Origin of the sequence: Streptomyces sp. NPDC046557 (assembly GCF_040645975.1) — a bacterium.
Classification (GTDB): Bacteria; Actinomycetota; Actinomycetes; order Streptomycetales; family Streptomycetaceae; genus Streptomyces.
The window spans coordinates 654,864-680,052 of sequence record NZ_JBEYZH010000001.1 but is presented as its reverse complement, the minus strand read 5'-3'; the positions used below and the strand labels follow the sequence as shown (position 1 = coordinate 680,052).

General features: G+C 73.9%; 21 protein-coding genes, 3 pseudogenes and 1 riboswitch. Of the genes and pseudogenes, 15 read left to right on the top strand and 9 right to left on the bottom strand.

The features are described 5' to 3' along the window. Positions 1-43: 43 nt before the first annotated feature. Positions 44-1,084, bottom strand: coding sequence for an Rv2578c family radical SAM protein (locus tag ABZ934_RS03345; RefSeq protein WP_361307963.1), 1,041 nt, complete (start codon positions 1,082-1,084; stop codon positions 44-46). 255 nt (positions 1,085-1,339) lie between these two features. Between ABZ934_RS03345 and ABZ934_RS03340 the strand changes: the two genes are divergently transcribed. The 6 genes from ABZ934_RS03340 (at position 1,340) to ABZ934_RS03315 (ending at position 8,912) form a co-directional block, all read left to right on the top strand. Continuing rightward, complete coding sequence (locus ABZ934_RS03340; RefSeq protein ID WP_361307961.1) at positions 1,340-1,783, top strand: SRPBCC family protein; 444 nt, start codon at positions 1,340-1,342, stop codon at positions 1,781-1,783. 182 nt (positions 1,784-1,965) lie between these two features. Continuing rightward, positions 1,966-2,799, top strand: a complete 834-nt coding sequence (locus tag ABZ934_RS03335) for a M55 family metallopeptidase (protein ID WP_361307959.1) — start codon at positions 1,966-1,968, stop codon at positions 2,797-2,799. Positions 2,800-2,860: 61 nt separating this feature from the next. After that, positions 2,861-4,174, top strand: a complete 1,314-nt coding sequence (locus tag ABZ934_RS03330; protein ID WP_361308705.1) for a M20/M25/M40 family metallo-hydrolase — start codon at positions 2,861-2,863, stop codon at positions 4,172-4,174. A 13-nt stretch (positions 4,175-4,187) separates the two neighbouring features. After that, on the top strand, positions 4,188-6,236 hold the full coding sequence (locus ABZ934_RS03325) for a prolyl oligopeptidase family serine peptidase (protein WP_361307957.1): 2,049 nt from the start codon (positions 4,188-4,190) through the stop codon (positions 6,234-6,236). Between the two features lie 48 nt (positions 6,237-6,284). Continuing rightward, complete coding sequence (locus ABZ934_RS03320; RefSeq protein ID WP_361307955.1) at positions 6,285-6,827, top strand: GNAT family N-acetyltransferase; 543 nt, start codon at positions 6,285-6,287, stop codon at positions 6,825-6,827. Positions 6,828-6,941: 114 nt separating this feature from the next. After that, complete coding sequence (locus ABZ934_RS03315; protein WP_361307953.1) at positions 6,942-8,912, top strand: DUF5107 domain-containing protein; 1,971 nt, start codon at positions 6,942-6,944, stop codon at positions 8,910-8,912. A 31-nt stretch (positions 8,913-8,943) separates the two neighbouring features. Here ABZ934_RS03315 and ABZ934_RS03310 read toward each other — a convergent pair whose 3' ends face one another. Next, complete coding sequence (locus tag ABZ934_RS03310) at positions 8,944-9,756, bottom strand: methyltransferase domain-containing protein (protein WP_361307951.1); 813 nt, start codon at positions 9,754-9,756, stop codon at positions 8,944-8,946. A gap of 188 nt (positions 9,757-9,944) precedes the next feature. Between ABZ934_RS03310 and ABZ934_RS03305 the strand changes: the two genes are divergently transcribed. The 3 genes and pseudogenes from ABZ934_RS03305 to ABZ934_RS03295 all read left to right on the top strand — a co-directional run. Then, a complete protein-coding gene (locus tag ABZ934_RS03305) occupies positions 9,945-10,517 on the top strand; it encodes a TIGR03086 family metal-binding protein (protein WP_361307949.1) in 573 nt (190 codons plus the stop codon). 129 nt (positions 10,518-10,646) lie between these two features. Then, entirely contained in the window at positions 10,647-11,885 is a 1,239-nt protein-coding gene (locus ABZ934_RS03300) for an aminotransferase class I/II-fold pyridoxal phosphate-dependent enzyme (RefSeq protein ID WP_361307947.1), read from the top strand. A 133-nt stretch (positions 11,886-12,018) separates the two neighbouring features. Further along, positions 12,019-12,333 (top strand): annotated as a pseudogene (locus ABZ934_RS03295) (hypothetical protein); the annotation flags it as partial. Between the two features lie 142 nt (positions 12,334-12,475). Here the strand turns inward: ABZ934_RS03295 and ABZ934_RS03290 are convergent. Next, positions 12,476-13,084, bottom strand: coding sequence for a VTT domain-containing protein (locus ABZ934_RS03290; RefSeq protein ID WP_361307945.1), 609 nt, complete (start codon positions 13,082-13,084; stop codon positions 12,476-12,478). Beyond that, positions 13,081-13,854, bottom strand: a complete 774-nt coding sequence (locus tag ABZ934_RS03285; RefSeq protein WP_361307943.1) for an MBL fold metallo-hydrolase — start codon at positions 13,852-13,854, stop codon at positions 13,081-13,083. The genes ABZ934_RS03290 and ABZ934_RS03285 overlap by 4 nt, the downstream gene beginning before the upstream one ends. Before the next feature lie 103 nt (positions 13,855-13,957). On the opposite strand from ABZ934_RS03285, the gene ABZ934_RS03280 reads away from it, so the two are divergent. Beyond that, on the top strand, positions 13,958-14,362 hold the full coding sequence (locus tag ABZ934_RS03280; RefSeq protein WP_361307941.1) for a hypothetical protein: 405 nt from the start codon (positions 13,958-13,960) through the stop codon (positions 14,360-14,362). 35 nt (positions 14,363-14,397) lie between these two features. Here the strand turns inward: ABZ934_RS03280 and ABZ934_RS03275 are convergent. Continuing rightward, positions 14,398-14,922: pseudogene (locus ABZ934_RS03275) on the bottom strand (transposase); the annotation flags it as partial. A gap of 458 nt (positions 14,923-15,380) precedes the next feature. On the opposite strand from ABZ934_RS03275, the gene ABZ934_RS03270 reads away from it, so the two are divergent. Both ABZ934_RS03270 and ABZ934_RS03265 read left to right on the top strand, forming a co-directional pair. After that, positions 15,381-17,477, top strand: a complete 2,097-nt coding sequence (locus ABZ934_RS03270; RefSeq protein ID WP_361307939.1) for a phage holin family protein — start codon at positions 15,381-15,383, stop codon at positions 17,475-17,477. 176 nt (positions 17,478-17,653) lie between these two features. Further along, a complete protein-coding gene (locus tag ABZ934_RS03265) occupies positions 17,654-18,949 on the top strand; it encodes an amino acid permease (protein WP_361308703.1) in 1,296 nt (431 codons plus the stop codon). A gap of 68 nt (positions 18,950-19,017) precedes the next feature. Here ABZ934_RS03265 and ABZ934_RS03260 read toward each other — a convergent pair whose 3' ends face one another. Both ABZ934_RS03260 and ABZ934_RS03255 read right to left on the bottom strand, forming a co-directional pair. After that, positions 19,018-20,607, bottom strand: a complete 1,590-nt coding sequence (locus ABZ934_RS03260; RefSeq protein WP_361307937.1) for an RNA polymerase sigma factor — start codon at positions 20,605-20,607, stop codon at positions 19,018-19,020. 232 nt (positions 20,608-20,839) lie between these two features. Further along, a pseudogene (locus tag ABZ934_RS03255) lies at positions 20,840-21,387 on the bottom strand (hypothetical protein). 97 nt (positions 21,388-21,484) lie between these two features. After that, positions 21,485-21,578: riboswitch (ZMP/ZTP riboswitch) on the top strand. Positions 21,579-21,606: 28 nt separating this feature from the next. Here ABZ934_RS03255 and ABZ934_RS03250 point away from each other — a divergent pair. Next, positions 21,607-22,497 (top strand): bifunctional 5,10-methylenetetrahydrofolate dehydrogenase/5,10-methenyltetrahydrofolate cyclohydrolase, encoded by an 891-nt coding sequence (locus ABZ934_RS03250; protein WP_361307935.1) that lies wholly within the window; start codon positions 21,607-21,609, stop codon positions 22,495-22,497. 109 nt (positions 22,498-22,606) lie between these two features. On the opposite strand, the gene ABZ934_RS03245 is transcribed toward ABZ934_RS03250, so the two are convergent. Next, a complete protein-coding gene (locus ABZ934_RS03245; protein ID WP_361307933.1) occupies positions 22,607-23,395 on the bottom strand; it encodes a helix-turn-helix transcriptional regulator in 789 nt (262 codons plus the stop codon). Between the two features lie 193 nt (positions 23,396-23,588). Between ABZ934_RS03245 and ABZ934_RS03240 the strand changes: the two genes are divergently transcribed. Then, complete coding sequence (locus ABZ934_RS03240) at positions 23,589-23,894, top strand: 4a-hydroxytetrahydrobiopterin dehydratase (RefSeq protein WP_361307931.1); 306 nt, start codon at positions 23,589-23,591, stop codon at positions 23,892-23,894. A gap of 23 nt (positions 23,895-23,917) precedes the next feature. Next, positions 23,918-24,664: a class I SAM-dependent methyltransferase gene (locus tag ABZ934_RS03235; protein ID WP_361308701.1), complete on the top strand. Its 747-nt coding sequence runs from the start codon at positions 23,918-23,920 to the stop codon at positions 24,662-24,664. Between the two features lie 90 nt (positions 24,665-24,754). On the opposite strand, the gene ABZ934_RS03230 is transcribed toward ABZ934_RS03235, so the two are convergent. After that, positions 24,755-25,180, bottom strand: a complete 426-nt coding sequence (locus ABZ934_RS03230; protein ID WP_361307929.1) for an RICIN domain-containing protein — start codon at positions 25,178-25,180, stop codon at positions 24,755-24,757. Positions 25,181-25,189: the final 9 nt, after the last annotated feature.

Below are 25,189 nucleotides of genomic sequence, written 5' to 3'. Positions count from 1 at the left end.
GCTCATTGGCCCGATGTGATGAGCGTTCAGGGGCCGTACGAGGTCACAGGAGGCTGAGCTGGACCGGCTCGGCGGGCGCGGGCCCGGCCGGGCGTTCGGGGAGGGGGATCCTGCGGGCCGCGCCCCGTCGGGAAGGTCCGATGTCGAATTCGGCGGCGAGCTCGTGGACTTGTCGGGTGATCTGCCGCTGGTACCAGGTGGGTGCGTACGAGCCGCCCGCGTACATCCGCTCGTACCGTTCGACGAGGTGGGGGTGGTGGGCCCCCAGCCACGCCGTGAACCACTCGCGGGCACCCGGCCGCAGATGGAGTACCAGCGGGGTCACGGAGGTCGCCCCGGACTCGGCGACGGCCCGGACGGTGGCCCGCAGCTGCTCCGGGGAGTCCCCGAGGAAGGGGATCACCGGGGCCATCAGCACCCCGCACTCGATCCCGGCGTCGGTGAGGGTCCGTACGGCTCCCAGCCGGGCGGCGGGGGAGGGCGTGCCGGGCTCGACGGTCCGCCACAGGGCGGTGTCCGTGAAGCCGACGGAGACGGAGATGCCGACCTCGGCGACCTCGGCGGCCCGGCGCAGCAGCGGGAGGTCGCGCAGGATCAGGGTCCCCTTGGTCAGAATGGAGAAGGGGTTGGCCCGCTCGCGCAGGGCCTCGATGATCCCGGGCATCAGGCGGTAGCGGCCTTCGGCGCGCTGGTAGCAGTCGACGTTGGTGCCCATGGCGACGTGCGCGCCGGTCCACCGGCCGGAAGCGAGTTCGCGGCGCAGCAGCTCGGGGGCGTTGGTCTTGACGACGATCTGCGAGTCGAAGTCGATGCCGGTGTCGAGGTCGAGGTAGCTGTGGGTCTTGCGGGCGAAGCAGTACACGCAGGCGTGGCTGCACCCGCGGTACGGGTTGACCGTCCACTCGAACGGCATGCGCGAGGCGCCGGGCACCCGGTTGAGGATCGAGCGGGCGCGGACCTCGTGGAAGGTGATCCCGCGGAACTCGGGGGTGTCGAAGGTCCGCGTGACGACGGAGGCGGCCCCGAAGAGGGCCCCTCCCGCGTCGGGGGCCCCGGGGCCGCCCGTCAGATTGTCCCAGCGCATGAGCGCCTCCCTCGGTGTCTCATCCCCGAGAATAGAACAAACGTTCCCATGATCGTGCGGGGCGACCCCCGCGGTGATGTCACCGGCGCCCGCGACGGCGAGGCGACAGCGCCCCCGACCCCGTCTACGCGGAGGCTCTCCGCCGGGGCCCGGTCTCGTCTTCGCGCGCTGTGACGCCCGACCCGGATTTGGGCGCCCGCCCCGGAGGTGGTTGGCTTGCCGCGACGAGCGGACACAACTGCTGGAGGAACAGCCATGGCGCAGGTCGAGGCCACCACGGAGCGGATCATCGCGGCCGACGCGGAGACGGTGTTCGACGCGCTGGCGGACTACACCGGGACCCGGGGCAAGCTGCTGCCCGAGCACTTCAGCGAGTACGAGGTGCGCGAGGGCGGCGACGGCGAGGGCACCCTCGTCCACTGGAAGCTCCAGGCCACCAGCAAGCGCGTACGGGACTGCCTCCTGGAGGTCAGCGAGCCCACCGACGGACAGCTCGTCGAGAAGGACCGCAACTCCTCCATGGTCACCACCTGGACCGTGACCCCGGCCGGCGAGGGCAAGTCCAAGGCCGTCGTCTCCACCGTGTGGAACGGCGCCGGCGGCGTCGGCGGCTTCTTCGAGCGCACCTTCGCTCCCAAGGGCCTCGGCCGCATCTACGACACCGTGCTCGCCAACCTGGCCGCCGAAGTCGAGGGCTGAGCAAGGCCGTTGCCCCAAGGGGCAGCCGGGCGACTCACCGGTTCGGGTGGAATTCCCGGCCCCGGTGAGCGCGCCCGGTGAGCGCGCCCGGTGAGCAGGCCCGGGACCGGGCGTGGCCCCGGGCCGGGAGGGCCCCCGGCCGCTAGGGTGGACCGTCCGCGACCCGACCCACCGGGGGACCGATGAAGATCCTCATCTCCGCCGACATGGAAGGCGCCACCGGCGTCACCTGGCCCGCCGACGTACTGCCCGGCACCGCGCAGTGGGAACGCTGCCGCTCCCTGTTCACCTCCGACGTGAACGCGGCCGTCCTCGGCTTCTTCGACGGCGGTGCCGACGAGGTCCTCGTCAACGAGGCGCACTGGACCATGCGCAACCTGCTGCTGGAGCGGCTCGACGAGCGCGCCGAGATGCTCACCGGCCGGCACAAGTCCCTCTCCATGGTCGAGGGCGTCCAGCACGGCGACGTCGACGGCATCGCCTTCGTCGGCTACCACACCGGCGCCGGCGCCGAGGGCGTACTCGCCCACACCTACCTCGCCAACAGCATCACCGGCGTCTGGCTCAACGGGGTCCCGGCCGGCGAGGGCCGGCTGAACGCCCACGTCGTCGCCGAGTACGGCGTCCCCGTCATCCTGGTCACCGGCGACGACCTGACCTGCGCCGACGCCGCCGGTTACGCCCCCGGCGCGGAGAGCGTCGCCGTCAAGGACCACGTCTCGCGCTACGCGGCGGTGTGCCGCACCCCCGCCCGTACCGCCGCCGACATCCGTACCGCCGCCAAGCGGGCGACCCGTCTGGCCGTCCGCCACGAACCCCACGCGCGCGGGCCCTTCACCGTCGAGGTGGAGTTCGACGCCGAGCACCTGCCGGCGGCCGCGACGGTGATCCCCGGTGTCGCCCGTTCGGGCGAGCGCCGGATCGCGTACACCAGCGAGACCATGTTCGAGGGCATCCGTACCTTCAAGGCGGTCACGACGGTCGTCTCGGCTGCCGTGGAGGAGCAGTATGGCTGACATGCAGCCCATGTGTTCGACCGACGGCCCCACGGACGAGACCGTGGCCACCGACGGGACCATGGACCGGACGGCGCTCGACGAAGCGGTCGAGTTCACCTCAGGCCTCATCCGCATCGACACCACCAACCGCGGCGCCGGCGACTGCCGGGAACGACCCGCCGCCGAGTACGTCGCCGAGCGGCTCGCCGCCACCGGGCTGGAACCGGTCCTGCTGGAACGGACCCCGGGACGCACCAACGTCGTCGCCCGGATCGAGGGCAGTGACCCGTCCGCCGACGCCCTCCTCGTCCACGGCCACCTCGACGTTGTCCCGGCCGAGGCCGCCGACTGGAGCGTGGACCCCTTCTCCGGGGAGATCCGCGACGGCGTGGTCTGGGGCCGCGGAGCAGTCGACATGAAGAACATGGACGCGATGGTGCTGGCCGTCGTACGCGCCTGGGCGCGGGCCGGTACCAAGCCCCGCCGGGACATCGTGCTCGCCTTCACCGCCGACGAGGAGGACAGCGCCGTCGACGGATCGGGATTCCTCGCCGACCGCCACCCCCACCTGTTCGAGGGCTGTACCGAGGGCATCAGCGAATCCGGCGCCTTCACCCTGCACGCCGGCCCGGGTCGGCCCCTCTACCCGATCGCCGCCGGGGAACGCGGTACCGCTTGGCTGAAGCTGACGGCGCACGGCACCGCCGGCCACGGCTCCAAGCCCAACCGCGCCAACGCCGTGACCCGACTCGCCGCGGCCGTCGCGCGGATCGGCGCCCACGAGTGGCCCGTTCGGCTGACCGACACCGTCGCCGCCTGCCTGACCGAACTCGCCGCGGTCCAAGGGCTGTCCGTCAACCCGCGCGCACGCGACACCGACCTCGACGCACTCCTCGGCAAGCTCGGCCCGGCCGCCGGACTGGTCGAGGCCACGCTCCGCAACAGCGCCAACCCGACCATGTTCAACGCCGGTTACAAGCTGAACGTCATTCCGGAGCACGCCACCGCCTACGTCGACGGACGGGTGCTGCCCGGGGGCGAGGACGAGTTCATCGCCACCCTCGACGAACTCACCGGTCCCGATGTGCGCTGGGAGTTCCACCACCGGGAAGTGCCACTTGAAGCCCCCGTCACCGGACGGACGTTCGGCATCCTGCGCGAGAGCGTCGAGCACTTCGATCCCGAAGGGCACGTGGTGCCGTTCTGCATGGCGGGCGGCACCGACGCCAAGCAGTTCTCCCGGCTCGGCATCACCGGCTACGGCTTCTCCCCGCTCAAGCTGCCGCCCGGCTACGACTACTGGTCCCTCTTCCACGGCGTGGACGAGCGGGTACCCGTGGACGCCCTGCACTTCGGGGTCCGGGTGCTCGACCGCGCGCTGCGCGCCCTGTGACGGGGGCCGGACGATGACGGCTCCGGCGGCCGGGTCCTACGGGAGCTGGCCCTCGCCCATCGACGCCGCGTTGGCCGCGTCGCTCGACGGACGGCCCGAGTACGTGGGCACGGTCGGCCCCGAGGTGTGGTGGACCGAGCCCCGACCCGCCGAGGGAGGCCGCCGCACCCTGGTCCGCAGGCCCGCCGACGGGGGCCCCGAGCGGTCGGTACTGGACGCGCCCTGGAACGTCCGCAGCCGGCTGACCGAGTACGGGGGCCGCCCCTGGGCCGGTACCGCCCGAGCCGCCGGCGGGCCGCTGGTGGTGTTCGTCCACCACGCCGACCAGCGGCTGTACGCGTACGAGCCCGACGCGCCCGGCGGCCCGCCGCCCCGGCCGCTCACCCCGTCCTCGGCGGTCGGCGGCGGGCTGCGCTGGGCCGACCCGGTGCTGCGCGGCGAAGAAGTGTGGTGCGTGCTGGAGGAGTTCACCGGCCCCGCGCCCACCGACGTGCGCCGCGTGGTGGCGGCCGTGCCGTTGGACGGATCGGCCGCCGCCGACCGGTCCCGGGTGCGCGAACTGACCGACGACCGGCACCGGTTCACCACCGGCCCCCGGATCTCCGCGGACGGGCGGTTCGCGGTCCGGCTGGTGTGGGACCACCCTCGGATGCCCTGGGACGGCACGGAACTGCTGCTGGCCGAGATCACCCAAGCGGAGGTCACCGAAGCGGAGGTCACCGGGGCCGAGGCCATCGGGGCCGAGGTCGCCGGTGCCGACGTGCTCGCCGAGCCCCGCACCGTGCTCGGCGGACCCGAGGAGGCCGTGGCCCAGGTGGAGTGGGCCGCCGACGGGACCCTCCTCGCGGTGAGCGACCGCTGCGGCTGGTGGAACCCGTACCGCGTCGACCCGGACACCGGCGAGGTCGTCAACCTGTGCCCGCGCGAGGAGGAGTTCGGCGGCCCGCTGTGGAAGCCCGGCCTGGCCTGGATCGCCCCGCTGCCGGACCGGCTGATCGCCGTCCTGCACGGCCTGGGCTCCTCGGTGCTCGGCGTGCTCGACCCCGACACCGCGGACCTGGTCGACGCGGCCGGGCCGTGGACGGCCTGGCAACCCACCCTCGCCGTGCACGACACGCGGGTGTACGGGGTCGCCGCCAGCCCGCGCAGCGGCTACGAGGTGGTCGAGCTGGACACCGCCTCCGGCCACGCCCGGGTCATCGGAGCCCGGGCCGCCGCCCCCGTGGACCCCGCGTACTTCCCCGAACCGCAGAGCCGGACCTTCCTCGGCCCGGGCGGCCGGGAGATCCACGCCCACGTCTACCCGCCGCACCACCCCGACCGGCCGGCGCCGGCCGACGAGCTGCCCCCGTACGTGGTCTGGGCACACGGCGGCCCGACCGATCACGTACCACCCGTACTGGACCTGCACATCGCCTACTTCACCTCGCGGGGCATCGGCGTCGTCGAGGTCAACTACGGTGGCTCCTCCGGCTACGGCCGCGCCTACCGCGAGCGGCTGCGCGAGCAGTGGGGCGTGGTCGACGTGGAGGACTGCGCGGCCGTGGCCCGGGCCCTGGCCGCCGAGGGCACAGCCGATCCGGACCGGCTCGCGATCCGCGGCGCCAGCGCCGGCGGCTGGACGGCGGCGGCCTCCCTGGCCGCGACCGACCTGTACGCCTGCGCGGCGATGATCTACCCCGTGCTGGACCTGACGGGCTTCGCGGAGGAGACGCATGACCTGGAGTCCCACTACGTCGACGGCCTGGCCGGGCCGCCGCAGATCCTCGGGGTGCGCTGCCGCGAACGCTCCCCGGTGGCCCGCGCCGACCGGGTCACCGCCCCCTTCGTGCTGCTGCAGGGCCTCGACGACCCGGTCTGTCCGCCGGCCCAGGCCGAGCGCTTCCTGGCCGCGCTGCGGGGCCGCTCGGTGCCGCACGCGTACCTCACTTTCCCGGGCGAGGGCCACGGCTTCCGGCGCGCGGACACCATGGTCCGGGCGCTGGAGGCCGAACTCGCCCTCTACGTCAAGGTGTTCGGTATCGAGCGGACGGACGTGCCGGAGCTGACCCTTGAGCCCTGAGGCCGTTCGGTCCGGGTACGGCCCCGTCGTCGGACATAGGCTGGAGGGATGGTCGATCTCCACTCCCTGCGTGAAGGCCCCCGCGTCGCGATCCGCGGCTACCGTGCCGCCGACGGCCCCGAGTTCACCGCCCGCGCCCGAGAGAGCCGGGACCTGCACCGGCCCTGGCTGTTCCCGCCCGACACGGTCGAGGACTACGAGCCCTACGCGGCCCGGTTCGACGGTGACCAGCGCGCCGGGTTCCTCGTGTGCGAACGCGCCACCGGCGCACTGGCCGGCTTCGTCAACATCAACAACATCGTCCGCGGCGCCTTCCAGTGCGGCGCCCTCGGCTACGGGGCGTTCGCCCACGCGGCGGGGCGCGGACTGCTCGGCGAGGCGTTCGGCCTGGTCCTGACCCACGCCTTCGCCCCGGCGGCGGAGGGCGGCCTCGGTCTGCACCGACTGGAGGCCAACATCCAGCCCGGCAACGCCGCCTCCCTGGGGCTCGTCCGCCGGCACGGCTTCCGGCGGGAGGGGTTCTCCCCCGACTTCCTCCGCGTCGACGGCGGCTGGCGGGACCACGAGCGCTGGGCGCTGACCGCGCCATAGGGCACCCGTAGGACATCCGTCGGTCATCCGTGGGCCATCGCTTTGCGTAATCCTGACCGGTGGTGATCCGCGGAACCCCTGTGCACCGGCCGGTACGGCGTGTTCCATTCCTTCATGGCCACCACCGTCCGACGTGCTCCGCTGACCCTCCCCGCCGCCCCGCTCGGCCCCGAGAACCCGCTGCCCGCCCTGCGCGCGCCCGCCGAGGTACACGTACTGGACGAGCGGGCGCGGCAGGGGCTGCCGCGCGACATGGCCCGCCAGATCGGCTACGAACCGCTGCGTTCGCTGCTGCCCGTCCGTGTCCGTGACGGGTACGAACGCGCCCGGCGCAAGCGGGACTTCGAAGCGGTCGTCATCGAGAACGCCCATCTGCGGGTCACCGTCCTTCCCGAGCTCGGCGGCCGGATCCACTCGCTCGTCCACCTCCCCACCGGGCGGGAACTCCTCTACCGCAACCCGGTGTTCCAGCCCGCGAACTTCGCCCTCAACGGCGCCTGGTTCTCGGGCGGCGTGGAATGGAACATCGGCGCGACCGGGCACACCACCTTGTCCTGCGCCCCGCTGCACGCCGCGCTCGTCCCGGCGCCGGACGGCGGCGTGATGCTCCGGCTGTGGGAGTGGGAGCGGCTGCGCGACCTGCCCTTCCAGGTGGACCTGTGGCTGCCGGGGGACTCGGAGTTCCTCTACGTGGGCGTCCGGGTGCGCAACCCGCACGAGCTGCCCGTCCCCGTCTACTGGTGGTCCAACATCGCCGTCCCCGAGGACCCGGGGACCCGGGTGTTGGCGCCGGCGGACGAGGCGTGGCACTTCGGCTACGAGCGCTCGCTGCGGCGGGTCCCGGTCCCGGAGTGGGAGGGCGCGGACCGTACGTACCCGACGCGCGGCGAGCTCCCCGCCGACTTCTTCTACGAGGTCCCGGAGGGCGTCCGGCCGTGGATCGCCTCCCTCGATGCCGAGGGCCGCGGACTCGTACAGACGTCCACCGCGCGCCTGCGCGGGCGCAAGCTGTTCACGTGGGGATCGGGCGACGGCGGCCGGCGGTGGCAGGAGTGGCTGACCGAACCCGGCACGGGAGGCTACGCCGAGATCCAGGCGGGGCTCGCCCGGACCCAACTGGAGCACGTGCGCCTGGAGGCCGGGGCGGAGTTCGACTGGCTGGAGGCGTACGGGCCGCTCGGCGCGGACCCCGCCACCGTGCACGGCCCCGACTGGGCGGCGGCGCGCGGCGCGGCCTCGGCGGCGCTGGACGCGGCGCTGCCCGCCCAGCGGGTGGCGGAGGCGTACGCGGCGTGGCGCGCGGCGGCCGACGAGGCGCCGGGGGAGCGGCTGGCGACGGGCTCCGGGTGGGGCGCCCTGGAGGTGCTCTGCGGGGGTTTCAAGCTGCCCGGTACCCCGTTCCCGGAGTCGACGCTGGGCGAGGCCCAGACGCCTTGGCTGGAACTGTGGCGGACCGGGGTCTTCCCCGCGCCCCGCCGGGTGGCGCCGCCGGGTGACACCCTGGTGGCCCCGCACTGGCGGGACATGCTGGAGACTGCCCCCGCCGACCCGCTGACCGAGTACCACCTGGGCGTCGCCCAGTGGCACGCCGGCGACACGGCCCAGGCCGTACGCAGTTGGGAGCGAGGCCTGGCGCTGGCGCCCTCGCGGTGGCCGCTGCTGAGGTGTCTGGCGGTGGCCGACGCGCTGGCCGGTGACGCCGAACGGGCCGCGGACCGCTACGCGGAGGCGTTCGAGGACCTGGCGCAGGAGAGCCGGGGCGGCGAACCGTGGCTCGCGGCGGAATCCGCGCTGGGACGCGAGGCGCTGACGGCCCTGTCGGCGGCCGGCCGGCTCGCGGCGGCGCGCTCCGTCTGGGACCGCCTGCGGCCCACCCTGCGCGAGCACGGCCGCTTCCGGCTGCTCGCGGCGCGGCTGCTGTCGGCGGAGGGCCACCTCGGCGCGGCCCGGCGGGTCTTCGAGGACGGCTTCGAAGTACCGGACCTGCGCGAGGGTGAGGAGACCCTGGAGCACATCTGGTCCACCCTCACGGACCGCCCCCTCCCACCGGCCTACGACTTCCGGATGCGCCCCAAGACCCCCTGACCGTCCCCGGCTCCCGGCGTCCCGGCCCGCTTCAGGCGCGGGCCAGGATCTCGCCGTTGAGGACCGAGAACCATGCGTCGGGGGCCCCGCCCCAGCTCCGCCACGCCTCGGCGATCGCGCTCAGGGTGGCCGGTGTGGCATGGCCGCCGGAGGTCGCGATCGACGCGTACGCCGACGCCGTCGTGCGGTCCGCCCACAGGGAGGACCACCAGGCGACCTCCTCCGGGGTGGCGTAGCACCAGGCCGTCGCCGAGGCCGCCACCTCGGTGAACCCGGCCGCCCGGGCCCACGACAGCAGCCGCCGCCCCGCGTCCGGTTCGCCGCCGTTGGCCTGCGCCACCCGGCGGTACAGGCTCTGCCACTCCTCCAGCCCCGGCGTCGCCGGATACCACGTCATCGCCGCGTAGTCCGCGTCCCGCGCCGCCACGATCCCGCCGGGTCGGCACACCCGCCGCATCTCGCGCAGGGCCCGCACCGGGTCCCCGACGTGTTGCAGCACCTGGTGGGCGTGGACCACGTCGAAGGAGTCGTCCGGGAAGTCCAGCGCGTGCACGTCCGCCGTGGCGAACTCGACGGGGGCGCCGGGCGCGCGTTCGGCCACGTACGCCCGGGCCTGTTCCAGCACATCGGCCGCCGCGTCGACCGCCGTGACCCGGCCGCCCGGTGCCACCAGCGCCGCCAGGTCCGCGGTGATGGTGCCGGGGCCGCAGCCCACGTCCAGGACCGACATGCCCGGTCGCAGCTCGCCGATCAGGTAGGCGGCCGAGTTCTCGGCGGTGCGCCAGCGGTGCGACCGCAGGACCGACTCGTGGTGGCCGTGCGTGTAGACGGCGGTCTCCTTCATGGCGGTGACTCCTCCTCGTAGAAGCGTGTGATCACCGTAGAGGATCGGCTCGACATCTGAGATATGCGTTTTGACATGTGGACATGGTCCTTCTCCGGCAAGGGCGCCGTCCGGGTCGGTGGCAGCCCGAGTCGGGAGCGAGGACAGTGGCCCCTGGGGGACCGACCACGCCGGAGGCGGTGGGACCCATGCCTGACACGCTGCTCCGACAGCACGCCGCGGCACTGCGGTTGTTCGGTGAGCGGGTGCGCGTCATCGCGGACGAGCAGTGGGGCGCTCCGACCCCCTGCACCGAGTGGACGGTGCGGGACCTGGTCAACCACGTCACCGGCGAGCAACTGTGGGTGGCGCCGCTGGTCACCGAGGGCCGCACGGTCGAGGACGTCGGCGACGCGTTCTCCGGCGACCTCCTCGGCGACGACCCGGTCGTCGCCTGGGACCGGGCGTCCGTCGCCGCCCACTCCGCGTTCGCCGCGCCCGGGGCGCTCGACAAGACGGTGAAGCTCTCGTACGGACCCGCACGCGGGTCCGCGTACTGCTCGGAACTGACCGCCGACTGCGTCGTCCACGCCTGGGACCTCTCGCGGGCCATCGGGGCCGACGACCGGATGCCGGACGGTCTCGTCGAGTTCTCCCTCAAGGAGGTCATGCCGTACGCCGACGCGCTCGCGCCGTCCGGGATGTACGCGGAGCCGCTGGAGGTGCCGCCCGGCGCGGACGCGCAGACCCGGCTGCTGGCGCTGCTCGGCAGGCGGGCATAGCGGCGGGCATGGCGGCGGGCATGGCGCACCCGGGCAGGCGATAGGGGGTAGATAACCGGATAAAGGGCATGATCCGCAGAGAGGGCGGCCCGGGCACGGAACGACGGAACGAGGGAAGGCGGCGGCGCGATGTCGGGGACGGCGGGGCCGGGGCGGACCACGGTGGAGGAGCGCGGCACCGTCCGCTACGGCCCGCCCGCCCCGCAACCCGGCCTGCCCGTCCTGCCCGAACTCACCGACGTCCTCGCCCGGGCCGCCGGACGCGCCGCCCCCGAGCCTACTGGTGGCGGGGAGGCGCTCCGGGCGGCCGCCTGCGGGTTCTGGGCCCGGCGCGGGCTGCCCACCCGGCCGGAGAACGTCGCAGCGGGCCCCGGCGCCCCGGGCCTGCTGCTCGCGCTGCTCGGCGCCTACGGGGGCGACGTGATGCTGCCCCGGCCCTGTCCCGCCTGGTGGACACCCCAGGTCCGGCTCCTGGGGCGGCGTGCCTTCCACGTCCCGACGCCCGCGGAGTGCGGGGGCGTACCGGACCCGTACGCCTTGCTGGAAACCGTCCGGCGGGTGCGCGCGGAAGGCGGTGACCCGCGTGTCCTGTTGTTGTCGGTCGCCGACGATCCGACCGCGACCGTGCCACCGCCCGAGATGCTGCGCGAGGCGTGCGAGGCCGCCGAATCCGCCGGTCTGTTCGTGGTCAGCGACGAGAGTTGGCGCGACACCGTGCACCGCCCGCACGAGACGCTGGTGCTCAGCCCCGCCGAGATGCTGCCCGACCGGGCCGCCGTACTGGTCGACCTCTCCGGTTCCCTCTTGCCGGCCGGCTGGCCCGCGGCGGTGGTCCGCTTCCCCGACACGGCGCGCGGCGGCGGTCCGCGAGCCCGTACGCTCGACGTCCTCACCGCCACCGGCGCCTTCGTCGCGGGCCCGGTCGCCGGCGCCGCCGCGTACGCGCTCGACGAACCCGACGCCGTCGGCGAACGCGCGTACACCGCCGCCGCCCTGCACGGCGCGGTGGCCGCCGCGGCGCACGCCGAGCTGCTCGCCGCCGGCGCGTTCGCCCGGCCCCCCCAGGCCGGGCGCCACCTCTACGCGGACCTCACCCCGCTGCGCACCGGCCTGGCCCGCCACGGGGTGGGCGACGCCATGGAACTGGAGGACTGGCTCGGCGCCCGCCTCGGGGCGCCAACGCCCGGCGCCCAGCGCTTCGCGGACTCGCCCGACGCGCTGCGCGTACGCCTGTCGACGGGACCCCTGTTGGGGGCGGGCCCCCGGGAGCGGCTCGACTCCCTCACCGCCCGGGAGCCCCTGGAGCTGCCGCACGTACGGGCTTCGCTGGACCGGCTCCGGTCGGTGCTGGCGCCCCTGGCCGACTGAACCGGGACGAGAACCGCCGCCCGAACCCACCGCGCAGGAGAACGGAGATTTCTCGTTGTACGCACGGCCACGGCCCGGCCCCGGTTCGTCCGCCGCGAACCGGCTACCGCCCCCGACCCCTCTCGGGCCCCCGATCCCCCTCGGGCCGGCGCCGCGCCCGCCCCCCGACACCCCGCCCGCCCTGCCCGTGCCCCGGCCCCTCGGGGAACCTCGCTCCTCGCCCCGCTCGTTCACCGACCGGCTGACCACTCCGCTGCCCGGCGTACGGGCCTTCGCCCGCCTCGCCCACGAAGGCGCCTTCCGGCCCGGTGCCGAGGGACTCACCGGCATCCCCGACCTCCCCTACCGGCCGGCCCCGCTGCCCCCGGCGGTCCCCGGGACGGTGTGCGTCACCTGGGCGGGGCACGCCAGTTGGGTGCTGCGCACCGGCGGGCTCACCGTCCTGACCGCCGGAATCGACCTCGCCCTCCTGCCCCTGCACCGGGTCCACGCCGCGTGGTCCCGGGCCGGGCTGCCGCGCGAGTGCCTGGGGGACCTGGCCATCGGCGCCTCCCGCGCCTTGTGACCCCACGGCCCGGTCCGTGCCTCCTTCAGGGCGAGGGGCGCAGCCGCCGCCACAGCGCCGGGGCGGCGCTGATCAGCAGCGTTGCTCCCACCGCCACGGCCACCCCCTTCCAGGGTCGCGAGAACAGCGACCCGCCCACGATGCCGATCAGCCCGTACGTGGCCGCCCACGCCAGGCACGCCGGCCCGTCGCCCCGTGCGAACCGCCGCAGCGGCAACCCGGCCAGCAGGCACGCCAGCATCACCGGTATCCGCCCGGCCGGGACCAGCCGCGAGACCACCAGGACCAGCACCCCGTGTTCGTCGAGCCCGCGCCGCGCCCGCTCCAGCCGCTCAGGAGTGGCCCGGCCCCGCAGCCGCTCCAGCCACCGCGAGCCGCCCCGCGAGCGCACTCCGCTGCGCCCGAGCCAGTACAGCGCGAGGTCCCCGAGGAACGCCGCGAGCGAGGACACCCCGAACACCAGCGACAACCCGAGCGCCATGGAGGGTTGGTGGAAGGCCACCACCGCGGCCGAACTCACCAGCGCACCCGTCGGGATCACCGGAACCAGCGCGCCCAGAGCGACCAGCACGAACAACGCGGGGTAGCCCGCGGCCTGCCCCGCGCCCTCCGTCGCCGCCGGCCACAGCGTCACGGCAGCCGCACCCGTTCGCCGTGCGCGAGGGCCCGTACCGTCACCTTGGGGGCCAGCCGGGCCGCGAGACGGACGAATTCCTCGCCCGGGGCGTGGAACTCGTGCGGCCGGACCGCGTCCATCCCGATCGGCCAGTACGTCCCGTAATGCACCGGAACCGCCGCCGCCGGAGCCAGCTCCGCGAGCGCGCGCGCCGCACGGCCCGCGTCCAAGTGCCCCGGCCCCAGGTACGGCCCCCAGCCGCCGACCGGCAGCAGCGCCACGTCCACCGACCCCACCTCCTCGGCCATCGTGTCGAACAGGCCGGTGTCGCCCGCGAAGTACGTCCGCGCCGAGCCCCGCACCACGTACCCGAGCGCCGGAGCCCGGTGCGGGCCGAACGGCAGCCGCCGTCCGTCGTGCCGCGCGCTGACCGCCCGTACGCGCAGCCCCCCGCGCACGGTGACCTCCTCGCCCGGCGCCACCTCCGTCAGCGCCAGCCCGCCCGCGGCCGCGACGCGCGCCAGCCCCGGCACGGCGCCCACCGCCCCGCGCGGCAGCAACAGCCCGGTACCCGGCGAGAGCCGGGCCAGCGACGGCAGGTGCAGGTGGTCGGCGTGCAGGTGCGACACCAGCACCACGTCCGCGTCGGCCGCCTCCGGGGGCGGCAACGCCCCCCGCCGCCGCAGGTGCGCGAGCCGGCGCGCGAACAGCGGGTCCGTCAGCACCCGTACGCCGGAGTCCTCCACCGTGCAGGTGGCATGCCCCCACCAGGTGATCTCCACCGCCACGCGGATCTCCCTCCTCGTCCCCCCGAGGGTAGGCCGAAGCGCGCACAACCGTGACCGATCGCCCCCTCCTCCCAGGCCGGGGATCGGAGTAGGGTCTCGCGCCATGGATGAGCTGCGCGTGGCCGCCATCGCCAGCCTGGCCCCGCTCGAGGAACTCGACGCCGACCCCTTCGCCGTGGACACCCGCGGCCAGCACGCCATGTGCGCGCGCTGGGCCGCCGAACACGGGTACGTCGTCACCCGACACCTGCTGGTCTACGGCCTGCGCGCCGACCACTGCGGGCTCTGGCGCGACATCGACGCCGGACAGGTCGACCTGTTCGTCACCGCCAACCGGCGCGTCCTGGCCCGGGCGCTGCGCTCCGTCGAGGAGTTCACCGCCGAATGCGAGCGGCGCGGCGTACGGCTGGAGACCGCGGGGCAGGACGAACCCACCTACACCCCCGCCATGAAGGCCGAGGTGCACCGCAGGCTCTCCATGCCGACTGCCGGCTACGACGGCACTTGAAGTGTTCTCCCGGCTGGAAGTCGGGAGGTTCCTGCTTACCTCGCGGTAGCGGGTTTGACGCGCTTGGCGCGCCTGACGACTGCCCTCCCGGCAGCCGGGACGAGCGCGTGGCCCATCCGGTACAGGTGCAAGACGTTGCGGGCCGCGTTGTGGTCGGCGTTGCCCGACCAGCCGCAGTGCGGGTTCTTGCACACGAACACGGCCTGACTCTCCCGGTTGCGGGGCGTGGTGAAGCCGCACGCGGAGCAGCGCTGGGAGGTGTGGGGGGCGGGGACCTTGTGGAGGGTTCCGCCGTGCCGGGCGCTCTTGTAGGCGAGCATGGTGACGGTGCGGGCCCATGCCTCGGCGTTGATGGATCGGTTCAGCCCGGCTTTTGGGGCGACGTTCTGCCCCGGTGCGTCGATGGTTCCCTTGGCCGACTTGACCATGTTCGTGATGGTGAGTGCTTCGACGACGAGCGTGCCGTACGTGCGGGCGATCGTGGTGGTCGTCTGGTGCTGCCAGTCCAGGGCCCGGCGCTTGGCTTTCGCGCGCAGTCCTGAGATCTGGTCGTAGGTGTGCCGCAGTCCCCACCCAAGGTCCAGCTTTCCAAGCCGGGCAACTTCTTCAAGGACGCCGGCTCCCGCAGGTTCCGCCAGGAGTACAAAGCGCAGGTCCGCCGGTCCCTGTGGGGGCGGACACTTCCGGTCCGGCTCCCACTTCCCAGGATCATGCGGCGGCGCACCCCAGAGCGTCGTCAAGCAGTACATCGAAAACCAGCAGCGGCCCTCTGACCGTCACCCCAAAGACGCGGAGCACTCCTGCGCTCCACGCCTCCGGGCCAAAGACGGCCTTCACCCCCGCCCTGAAGGGCGGAGCACTGGCCAAGATCAGAGGTAGACCCGTTCCCCCGGGCGCCCCGCCGCGCGCCCCTCCCGGACGAGTCGACCCGTGCGACGCTGGCAGGGGAGACCGGGAACGGGGGCACGGCGTGGGGCGACGGCGGTGGTGGCGCACGGCGGCCAGTGCGCTGGTACGGGTGATTCTCGTGTGGGCGGTGTCGACGCTCACCATGCTCCTGCTCGCGGGCGTCCTGCCGGACTTCCGCCTCCAGGCGGAAGGGCCCGGCGGGGACAGCCTGACCCGGATCGGCCTGACCGCCGCCTTGGGCGCCGGTGCCTTCGGCCTGCTGAGCGCGCTGGTGTGGCCGTTGGTGGTCCGGGCCCTGCTGCTGGTGCCCGCGCTGGTCCTCGGCCTGCTCGTCTTCTTCCTCAACGGCTCGCTGCTGCTGATCGCGATCGGCCTGATCCCCGACGGCCACGGCGAGGTGGCCCCCGAGACGGCGGTCGTCGTCGCCGCGGCGATGTCCGCCGTGGCGTCGGCGACGTCCACCGCGCTCGCCGTACGCGACGACGAGGCCTACCGCCGCAGGCTCTACCGGCTCGCCGACCGGCGTCGCCGGCGCGGTCGCGGGACCCGGCCGGGCGGCCCGGGCCGGGCGGCGCCCGGCCTGGTCTTCCTGCAACTGGACGGGGTCGGGCACGAGGAACTGCGCCGCGCGCTGGAGCGCGGCCTGATGCCGACGGCTGCCGGCCTGCTGGAGCGGGACCACCGCCTCATGCCCTGGCGCACGGACTGGTCCAGCCAGACCGGCGCCGGCCAGCTCGGCATCCTGCACGGTTCGACCTTCGACGTGCCGGCCTTCCGCTGGTACGAGAAGGACACCGGCCAGGTGATGGTCTGCAACCGCCCCGCCTGCGCCGCCGAACTCCAGCGGCGCGCCATCGCCCGCACCGGCGACGGCGGCCTGCTCACCCTCGACGGGGCCAGCCGGGGCAACCTGTTCAGCGGGGGCGCCGACCAGCTCGCGCTGGTCCTGTCCCTCTCCGCCCGGCGCGGGCGCGCCAACCGGTCCCGCGCGGGCTACTTCGCGTACTTCTCGGACCCCGCCAACGCCGTCCGCACCGCCGTCTCCTTCGTCGCCGAGGTGGTGCGGGAGATCGGCCAGTCGCTGCGGGCCCGGGTGCGCCGGCAGCACCCCCGCGTCGGCCGAGGCGGCCTGTACCCGCTGATCCGGGCCTTCGCGACCGTCGTCGAACGGGACGTGGTCGTGGCGGCGGTGGTCGGGGACATGCTCGCCGGCCGCGCCGCCGTCTACGCGGACCTCGTCGCCTACGACGAGGTCGCGCACCACTCGGGTCCGCACGGCCGGGACACCGACCGGGTACTGGCGCGCCTCGACCGCGGCCTCGCGCTGATCACCCGGGTCGCCGAGCACGCCCCGCGCTCCTACCGCATCGTGTTGCTCTCGGACCACGGCCAGAGCCCGGGGGAGACCTTCCTCGGCCGGTACGGGCTCACCTTGAAGGACCTGGTCCGGGCGGCCTGCGGGCTGCCGGTCTCCCGCCGCGCCGGTCACACCCGCAGCGGCGCCGAGGCGCGGGCGGCGGTGCTCGCCGCCCTCCGCCGGCCGGTGGAGGATGGCGACGAGGCGCACCCGGTGACCGGTTCCGACCCGGTGGTCCTGGCGTCGGGCAACCTCGGGCTGATCTCCTTCCCGGACGTACCCGGGAGGGCCGGCCGGGCCTGGATCGAGCGCGTCCACCCGGCCCTGCTGCCGACCCTGGCCAACCACCCGGGCGTCGGCTTCCTCCTGGTGGACGGGGAGGTGCTGGGCCCGGGCGGCGCGGTGGCCCGGCTCGACCGGCCCGGCGAGGCGGAGGCGCTGCTGGCGGACTTCGGCCTCGGCGCGGCGGAGGTCGTCCGGCGGACGAACTCCTTCCCGCACGTGGCCGACATCATGGTCAACTCGGCCTACGACCCCGGGACGGGGGAGGTGCACGCCTTCGAGGAGCAGATCGGCTCGCACGGTGGTCTCGGCGGCGAGCAGGAACGCCCGTTCCTGATGTGGCCGCCGGAGCTGTCCGATCCGGGGCCCGAACCGGTGGGCGCAGAGGCCGTGCACCACGTCCTGCGGCGCTGGCTGCGGGAGGCGGACGGGCCACAGGTGCCGGTGGAGGGCGCGGCGCGAGTGTGGGCGGCGGTCGACGCGCTCACGGAGGATTCTCGGCCGGAGGCCGCCCCGAGCGGAATCCTTCCGTCCGCAGGGGTGCCCGTACAGGACGAAACCCGCTGATTTGGTACGGCTTCCGGTGTGCACGACGATATGCCGACCCGTCCGGCATATGAGACACCTGAGGCGCACCACCCGTGAGCACCACCCTGCACGCCCCGGAAACCGCCCCGGCCGCCAACAGTCCGGCCACCACCCCGGCCGACGGCGCGGGCGGCCCGCACGCCCGCCGATTCGGTCTGCCGATCGCGACCTGCCTGGTCATGGGCAACATCATCGGCGGCGGCATCTTCCTCCTGCCCGCCTCGGTGGCCCCGTTCGGCAGTATCAGCCTCGTCGCCTTCGGCGTCCTCACCCTCGGCGCGATCGCCCTCGCCCTGGTCTTCGGCCGCCTCGCCGAGCGGCTCCCGCAGACCGGCGGCCCGTACGTCTACGCCCGCGCCGCCTTCGGCGACTTCGCCGGGTTCCTCGCCGCCTGGAGCTACTGGATCACCACCTGGGTCTCCAACGCGGCCCTCGCCGTGGCCGCCGTCGGCTACCTCCGCGTGCTCTTCCCGGCGCTCGGCGCGCACACGTGGTCGATGTGCCTGGGCGCCCTCGCCGTCCAGTGGCTGCCGGCGCTCGCCAACCTGGCCGGCACCCGGTACGTGGGCGCCGTCCAACTCGTCTCCACCGTACTGAAGTTCGTACCGCTCCTGCTGGTGGCCGTCGGCGGCCTGTTCTCCTTCGACCCGGCGAACCTCGGACCGTTCCAGGCGACCGGGCAGAGCCCCGTCGGCGCGGTCTCCGCCTCCGCCGCGATCCTGCTGTTCAGCTACCTCGGTGTCGAGTCCGCCGCCGTCAGCGCCGGTGAGGTCCGCGACCCCGCCCGCAACGTCGGCCGGGCCACCGTCCTCGGCACCGCGGGCGCCGCCGCCGTCTACCTGCTCGGCACCCTCGCCGTCTTCGGACTGGTCGCGCACGACAAGCTCGTCGCCTCCCAAGCGCCGTTCTCCGACGCCGTCGACGCCATGTTCGGCGGCACCTGGGGCGGCACCGTCGTCGCCTGCGCCGCGGTGGTCTCGATGGTCGGCGCCCTCAACGGCTGGACCCTGCTCAGCGCCCAGACCCCGTACGCCGCCGCCCGGGACGGACTCTTCCCCAAGGTCTTCGAGACCAAGCGGCGCGGGGTGCCGGTGGCCGGCGTCCTCGTGACCTCCGTCCTGGCCTCCGCGCTGACCGTCTACAACTACACCGCCGGCGGCGACGGGGTCTTCGAGGTCCTGGTGCTGGTCACCACCTTCACGGCGACCGTCCCCTACCTGCTGTCCACCGCCGCGCAGATCCACTTCCTGGCCTCCGGGCAGCCCTCCCGGGTCCGGCGCGGCCGGCTGGTCCGCGACGCCGCCCTGGCCTGCCTCGCCTTCGCCTTCTCCCTGTGGCTGGTGGCGGGCGCCGGGTACGCGGCCGTCTACCAGGGCGTCCTCTTCCTCTTCGCGGGTGTCCTCTGCCACGCCGTGATGGCCGCGCGACGGTCCCGGCGGTCGACGTCGTGACATGAAGAACCGGTCCGGCCCCCGTACACGACGGTACGGGGGCCGGGCCGGTTCCGGTTCGGGCCCGCTCAGTCCAGGTAGTCGCGCAGCACCTGGGAACGCGACGGGTGCCGCAGCTTCGACATGGTCTTGGACTCGATCTGCCGGATGCGCTCACGGGTGACCCCGTACACGCGGCCGATCTCGTCCAGCGTCTTCGGCTGGCCGTCGTTGAGGCCGTACCGCATGGAGACGACGCCCGCCTCACGCTCGGAGAGGGTGCCCAGGATCGACTGGAGCTGCTCCTGGAGGAAGGTGAAGGACACCGCGTCGGCCGGGACCACGGCCTCGGAGTCCTCGATGAGGTCACCGAACTCGCTGTCGCCCTCCTCACCCAGCGGGGTGTGCAGGGAGATCGGCTCGCGACCGTACTTCTGGACCTCGATGACCTTCTCCGGGGTCATGTCGAGTTCCTTGCCCAGCTCCTCCGGAGTGGGCTCCCGGCCGAGGTCCTGGAGCATCTGGCGCTGGACCCGGGCCAGCTTGTTGATGATCTCGACCATGTGCACGGGAATGCGGATGGTGCGCGACTGGTCGGCCATGGCGCGGGTGATCGCCTGCCGGATCCACCAGGTCGCGTACGTGGAGAACTTGAAGCCCTTGGTGTAGTCGAACTTCTCCACGGCGCGGATCAGACCGACGTTGCCCTCCTGGATCAGGTCCAGGAACAGCATGCCGCGACCCGTGTAGCGCTTGGCCAGCGAGACCACGAGACGGAGGTTGGCCTCCAGCAGGTGGTTCTTCGCACGGCGGCCGTCCTCGACGAGGATCTCCAGCTCGCGCTTGAACGCCGGCTTGTGGTCGTCCTCCTCTTCGAGCTTGTACTCGGAGAACAGGCCCGCCTCGATGCGCTTGGCGAGCTCGACCTCCTGCTCGGCGTTGAGGAGCGGCACCTTGCCGATCAGCTTGAGGTAGTCCTTGACGGGGTCGGCGGTCGCGCCGGCCACCATGACCGTCTGCGCTGGGGCGTCGTCCTCGTCGTCGTCCGACAGGACGAAGCCCTGGGTGCCGCCGGCCTTGGGAGTCTCTTCCTCGGCCTCGTCGGCGAGGTCCTCGACCGCCCAGTCCTCACCCTCGACGGCCGGGGTCTCGGCCTCGTCGGAGTCCTTGGCGCCGGTCTTCTTCGCCGCGGCCGTCTTCTTCGTGGCCGTGGCCTTCTTGGCGGCGGTCTTCTTGACCACGCGCTTCTTGGGCTCGGCGGCGGCCTCGGCCGTCACCTCGTCCTCGGCGGCGGTGGCCGGCGAAGCGGATATCGCCGCAGCGGTGGCAGGGGTCGCGGCGGCGGAGACCTTGCGCGCACCGATGGGGCGCGGCGCGGCCGCCGCCTTCTTGGTCACGGTGCGGGCCGGCGCGGCCGCCGCCTTGCGGGGCTTCTTCACGGCGGCCTTCGTGGCGGGGGCCGCACTGACGTGCAGTGCGACACCCTCCTCGTCCAGGACCTGGTTCAGGCTGCGCAGGACCCGCTTCCACTGGTCCACCGGGATGCGGCCGGCCTCGAAAGCCTGACGCACATCGTCACCGTTGATGTGACCCTGCTCGCGGCCGCGCTCGACGAGCGCGACGAGGGCCTCCGATTCGGCGATCTCCGGAGGGAACGTACGGGACGGGCTGAGCGACACAAGGAGCCTCTCGTTGCGAACAATTAAGGGGTGGGCGGGACATCATCGCGCGAACTCGGGAAACAGACCCCAGGGGGCTCTGCATTCCGGGCCGCGCGAGGACACCTGTCGGTTCATCGCACGCCCGAGTCGATTCGTTACGCGCTGAATTGAGTGACCTGCGCCACGCTGTGTCCGCGCAACCCGATCCGGCCCCGATCCGTCCGCCCCCTCCCGCCTTCTACCGCCTTCCTCAACCCGCTTCGCGGGCCTCGATGAGGAAGCGGGCGGTGTGGGCGACGAACGGGCCCTCACGCTCGATCCGTTCGTGCAGTGCGCGCAGCCGGTCGCGGCAGTGCCCGACCGTGAAGCCCGGCACCATCCGGATCACCTTCCTCAAGAAGTAGATCACGGCTCCGATGTCGTGGAACTCCGTGCGAAGTCGCTCGGAGCGCAGATCGACGATTTCCAGGCGCCGAACGGCAGCGGCGGCTCGTCGGCGTCCGCGACCACGACCGCGCCGGGCGGGTGCAGCAGCCGCGTGGCCTTGGCCACGTTCGGCGGCCAGGACTCGGTGGCCGCCGTCAGCCGGGGCAGCGGCCCGGCGCCCGCGTGCACCTCCCCGCCGCCGGTCTGGATGTCCAGGGCGGACCGGACGCCGGCCAGTCGCTCGCCCAGCAGCTTCTGGTACCCCCAGGAGGGCCGCTGCTCGGTCGCCCGGCCGTCGAGCCAGGAGACGTCCCAGCCGTCCACGGAGACGGAATCCGCCTCGGCGACGAGATCGTCGAAAGTGCGTGTCATGTGGGTCCCCCCAGCTCGGGCCGGGTGATCCACGGGTTGCCACACGGCCCGCCCGGGCCTGCCCGACGGGGTCCGCCCGGCGGGTCGACTAGAGTGGACGGCGGGCCGTGACTGGCGTTCGGGTGGATCACCACCGGGGAGCGGCCCGGCGTGCTCCGGTACGTCGACTGCCGCGCGCCTGGGCGAACCGCGATACGCAGCGACGCTCAGGAGACCCCTATGACGACTGCCCAGGCCGACACCCCGAACCGTACCGCCCGGCTGATGGACGGCACCGCCCTCGCCCGCCGCATCTCGGAGCAGACCGCCGGGTACGCCGCGAAGCTCACCGAGCGCACCGGCACCGCACCCTGCCTGGCGACCGTGCTGGTCGGTGAGGACCCGGCGTCCGTCACCTACGTCCGGATGAAGCAGAACCGTTGCGCCAAGGCAGGGATCACCTCCCGCCACGTGGAGCTGCCGGCCGCGACCACCACCGAGGAACTCGTCGCCACGCTCACCGCGCTCTCCGAGGACCCGCGGATCAGCGGCATCCTGCTCCAGCACCCCGTGCCGCACCACATCGACGAGCGCGCCGCCTTCGAGGCCATCGCCCCCGGCAAGGACGTCGACGGCGTCACCATGCACTCCTTCGCCGCCATGGGCTTCGGCCTGCCCGGCTTCGTCTCGTGCACGCCCGGCGGCATCATGCGGCTGCTGGAGGCGTACGACGTGGACCTGACCGGCAAGCACGCCGTGGTCGTCGGCCGCAGCGCGATCCTGGGCAAGCCGGCCGGGATGCTCCTGCTGGAGCGCAACGCGACCGTCACCTACTGTCACTCCCGCACCCGCGACCTGCCGTCGATCGTGCGCCAGGCCGACGTGCTGGTCGCCGCCGTCGGCAAGGCGGAGTTCATCCGGGGCGAGGACATCAAACCGGGCGCGGTCGTCCTGGACGCCGGCTACAACGAGGGCAACGTCGGTGACGTCCACTTCGAGTCGGCCGCCGCCCGCGCCTCGCTGATCACCCCGGTGCCTGGCGGTGTCGGCCCGATGACCATCGCCGTCCTGCTGGAGCAGACCGTCCGGGCGGCCGCCGCCCAGGCCGGCCTCGACCTCGCGGAGCTCTGAGGTAATCGACCCGGGCGGGGCCCGCTCGGCACAGTGGGGTCACCGGGTTCCGGGGCCGCGCACTCGGCTCCGGGGCCCTGCCCCGCCCCCGACCCGCCGCGCGGACGGTTCAGGGGCCCGCCGAGCGCAGGTACTCAGCCGTCGCCGGGTCGGCCGGCAGGAGGGTCTCGACGGCCAGCTCGGCGACGGTCACGTCCAGCGGCGTGTTGAAGGTGGAGACGGACGACACGAAGGACAGGACGTGCCCGTCGTGCTCGATCACCAGCGGGAGCGCGATGTACGGGACCGCTTCCGCCGGCTCGTCGTCGCCCGCCCGGCCCGCCACCGGGTACGCCGAGACCTCCTCGTACAGCGCGCGCAGCGGCTCCGAACGGCCCAGCGCGATCTGCCGTTCCATCTGCGCCAGCAGGTGCCCGCGCCACTCGCGCAGGTTTCGGATGCGTGGCGCGAGCCCCTCCGGGTGCAGGGTCAGCCGCATCACGTTCAGCGGGGGCTCCAACAATCGCTCCGGCACCCCCGCCAGCAGCATCGTGACGCCCCGGTTCGCCGCGACCACCCGGTACGTGGCGTCCACCACCAGCGCCGGATACGGCTCGTACCCGGTCAGCAGCCGCTCCAGCCCCTGGCGCAGCACCTCCATCTCGGGCGCGTCCAGCGGGGTGCACGCGTACCGGGGCGCGAAACCGGCCGCCACCAGCAGGACGTTGCGTTCCCGTACCGGTACGTCGAGGTGCTCCGCCAGCCGCAGCACCATCTCCTCGCTCGGCCGGGACCGGCCGTTCTCCACGAAGCTGATGTGCCGGGACGAGGAATCGGCGCGCCCCGCCAGTTCGAGCTGACTGATCCCGCGCCGCTCCCGCCACGTACGCAGCAGCGCGCCCACACTCGCAGAGGTCATGGCCCGACGTTAACCCACCGGGAACGCCCGCGACCGCGGCGGATCGGGGGCGGGAGACGCGCCCAGGGGAGCCGCGCGGCCGGCGGGAAGAAACGGCACGCGCCGTGCGCGGGGCCTTCCCCGGGGCGCTTGGTGTGGGAACCTTGACACCACGTCAGGCAGTCGGGCCGACCGGTCGTGAAGGAGCGTGTGGATGTCGGGTGAGCCGCTTTCCCAGAAGGAGATCGAGGACCGGCTGCGGGAACTTCCCGGCTGGGCCTACGAGGACGACCGGATCCAGCGCACGTACCGGCTGGGCAGTCACCTCGCGGCGAGCGCGCTCGTCGCCCACATCGCCGTCGTGCAGGACGAGTTGGACCACCACTCGGACCTCACGCTCGGCTACCACTCGGTCCGGGTGTCGGTGAACACCCACAGCGCGGGCGACGCGGTCACCGAGACCGACTTCGCCCTCGCCGAACGCCTGGAGGCGCTGGCCCCCGCCCACGGGGCCCGCTGATGCCGGCAGCGGGGCCGGCGCCGCTGGTCGACTACGACGCGGAGGCGGAGGTCTACGACGCCACCCGCGGCGGCGCCCCGCGCGCCGAGGCGGCCGCCGCGGCGGTCCTCGGCCTCCTCCCGCCCACCGCCGCCACCCTCGTGGACGTGGGCTGCGGAACCGGCATCGTCACCAGCCGGCTCATCCGGCGCGGCCTGCGGGTCCTGGGCGCCGACGCCTCGTACGGGATGGCCGCGGCGGCCTCGCGGCGCGGGGTTCCGGTCGTCCTGGCCCGCGCGGACCGGCTGCCCCTGCCGGCGGCCTCGTCGGACGCGGTGAGCGCGGTGTGGCTGCTGCACCTGCTGCGGGAACCGGGCGCGGCGGCGGCCGTGGTCGCCGAGGCCGGGCGCGTGCTGCGCCCCGGCGGGGTCTTCCTGACCACCGTCGACAAGGACGCCGCGCACGACGTGGACAGCGACATCGACGAGGTGTTCGCCCCCCACCTGACCCGCGCCGCCGCGGACGCGGCCGCGCGGATCACCGCGTACGCGGCCGATGCGGGGCTGCGGCCGTACGGGGACGCCCTGTTCGCGGGCCACGGCCAGGGCCGCACCCCGCGCGGCGCGGCCGAGGCGCTGCTGGCCGGGCGCTACGCCTCCCGGATCAGCCCCCGCGGCATCACGGCGCCGGAGCTGGCGGACCGGCTGAAGCGGCTGCCCGACCAGGACACCCCGCGTCCCGAACCGACGTACCGCCTCCAGGGCTTCGTCAGAGGCTTCGCCGCCCGCTGACGACCCGCTGCCGCCGACGCCCGGCGTTTCTTCGCCGCCGGGTGCCCGGGGGACGTGTCAGGGACCCGGCGGCCGGACCCACGTCGTCGATCAGAGGGGCTCCAGACGCCACCACTGCGCCGGCGAGTCCGCGTCCTCGCCCTGCCGCGCCCGGCCCTGCGCGTCCACCTCCAGCGACAGCCCGCTGACACACGCGATCAGCGAGACCACGCCCGGATCGTCGAGGTGCTCCTCGACGATCCACTCCTGTGCGCCGAAGGCGTTCGGCCTCCACACCTGCACCCGGGCGCCGCTCTCCGTCGACGCGTTCGCGACATCGAGGCGGCGTTCGGCGCGCACGTTGACGATGTGTACGATCCCGCCGCCGCTGTGGACCGGCGAGACCTCCCACTCCTGCGCGCCGGCCGGACACTCCGCCCCCGCCGGGGCGACCGCCACCCGATTCCCGCTCTCCACCCGCAGCAGCAGACCACCGCCCACGTTGCGGATGCGGTAGATCCCCCGCGGGACGCTCACGCCGGCCCC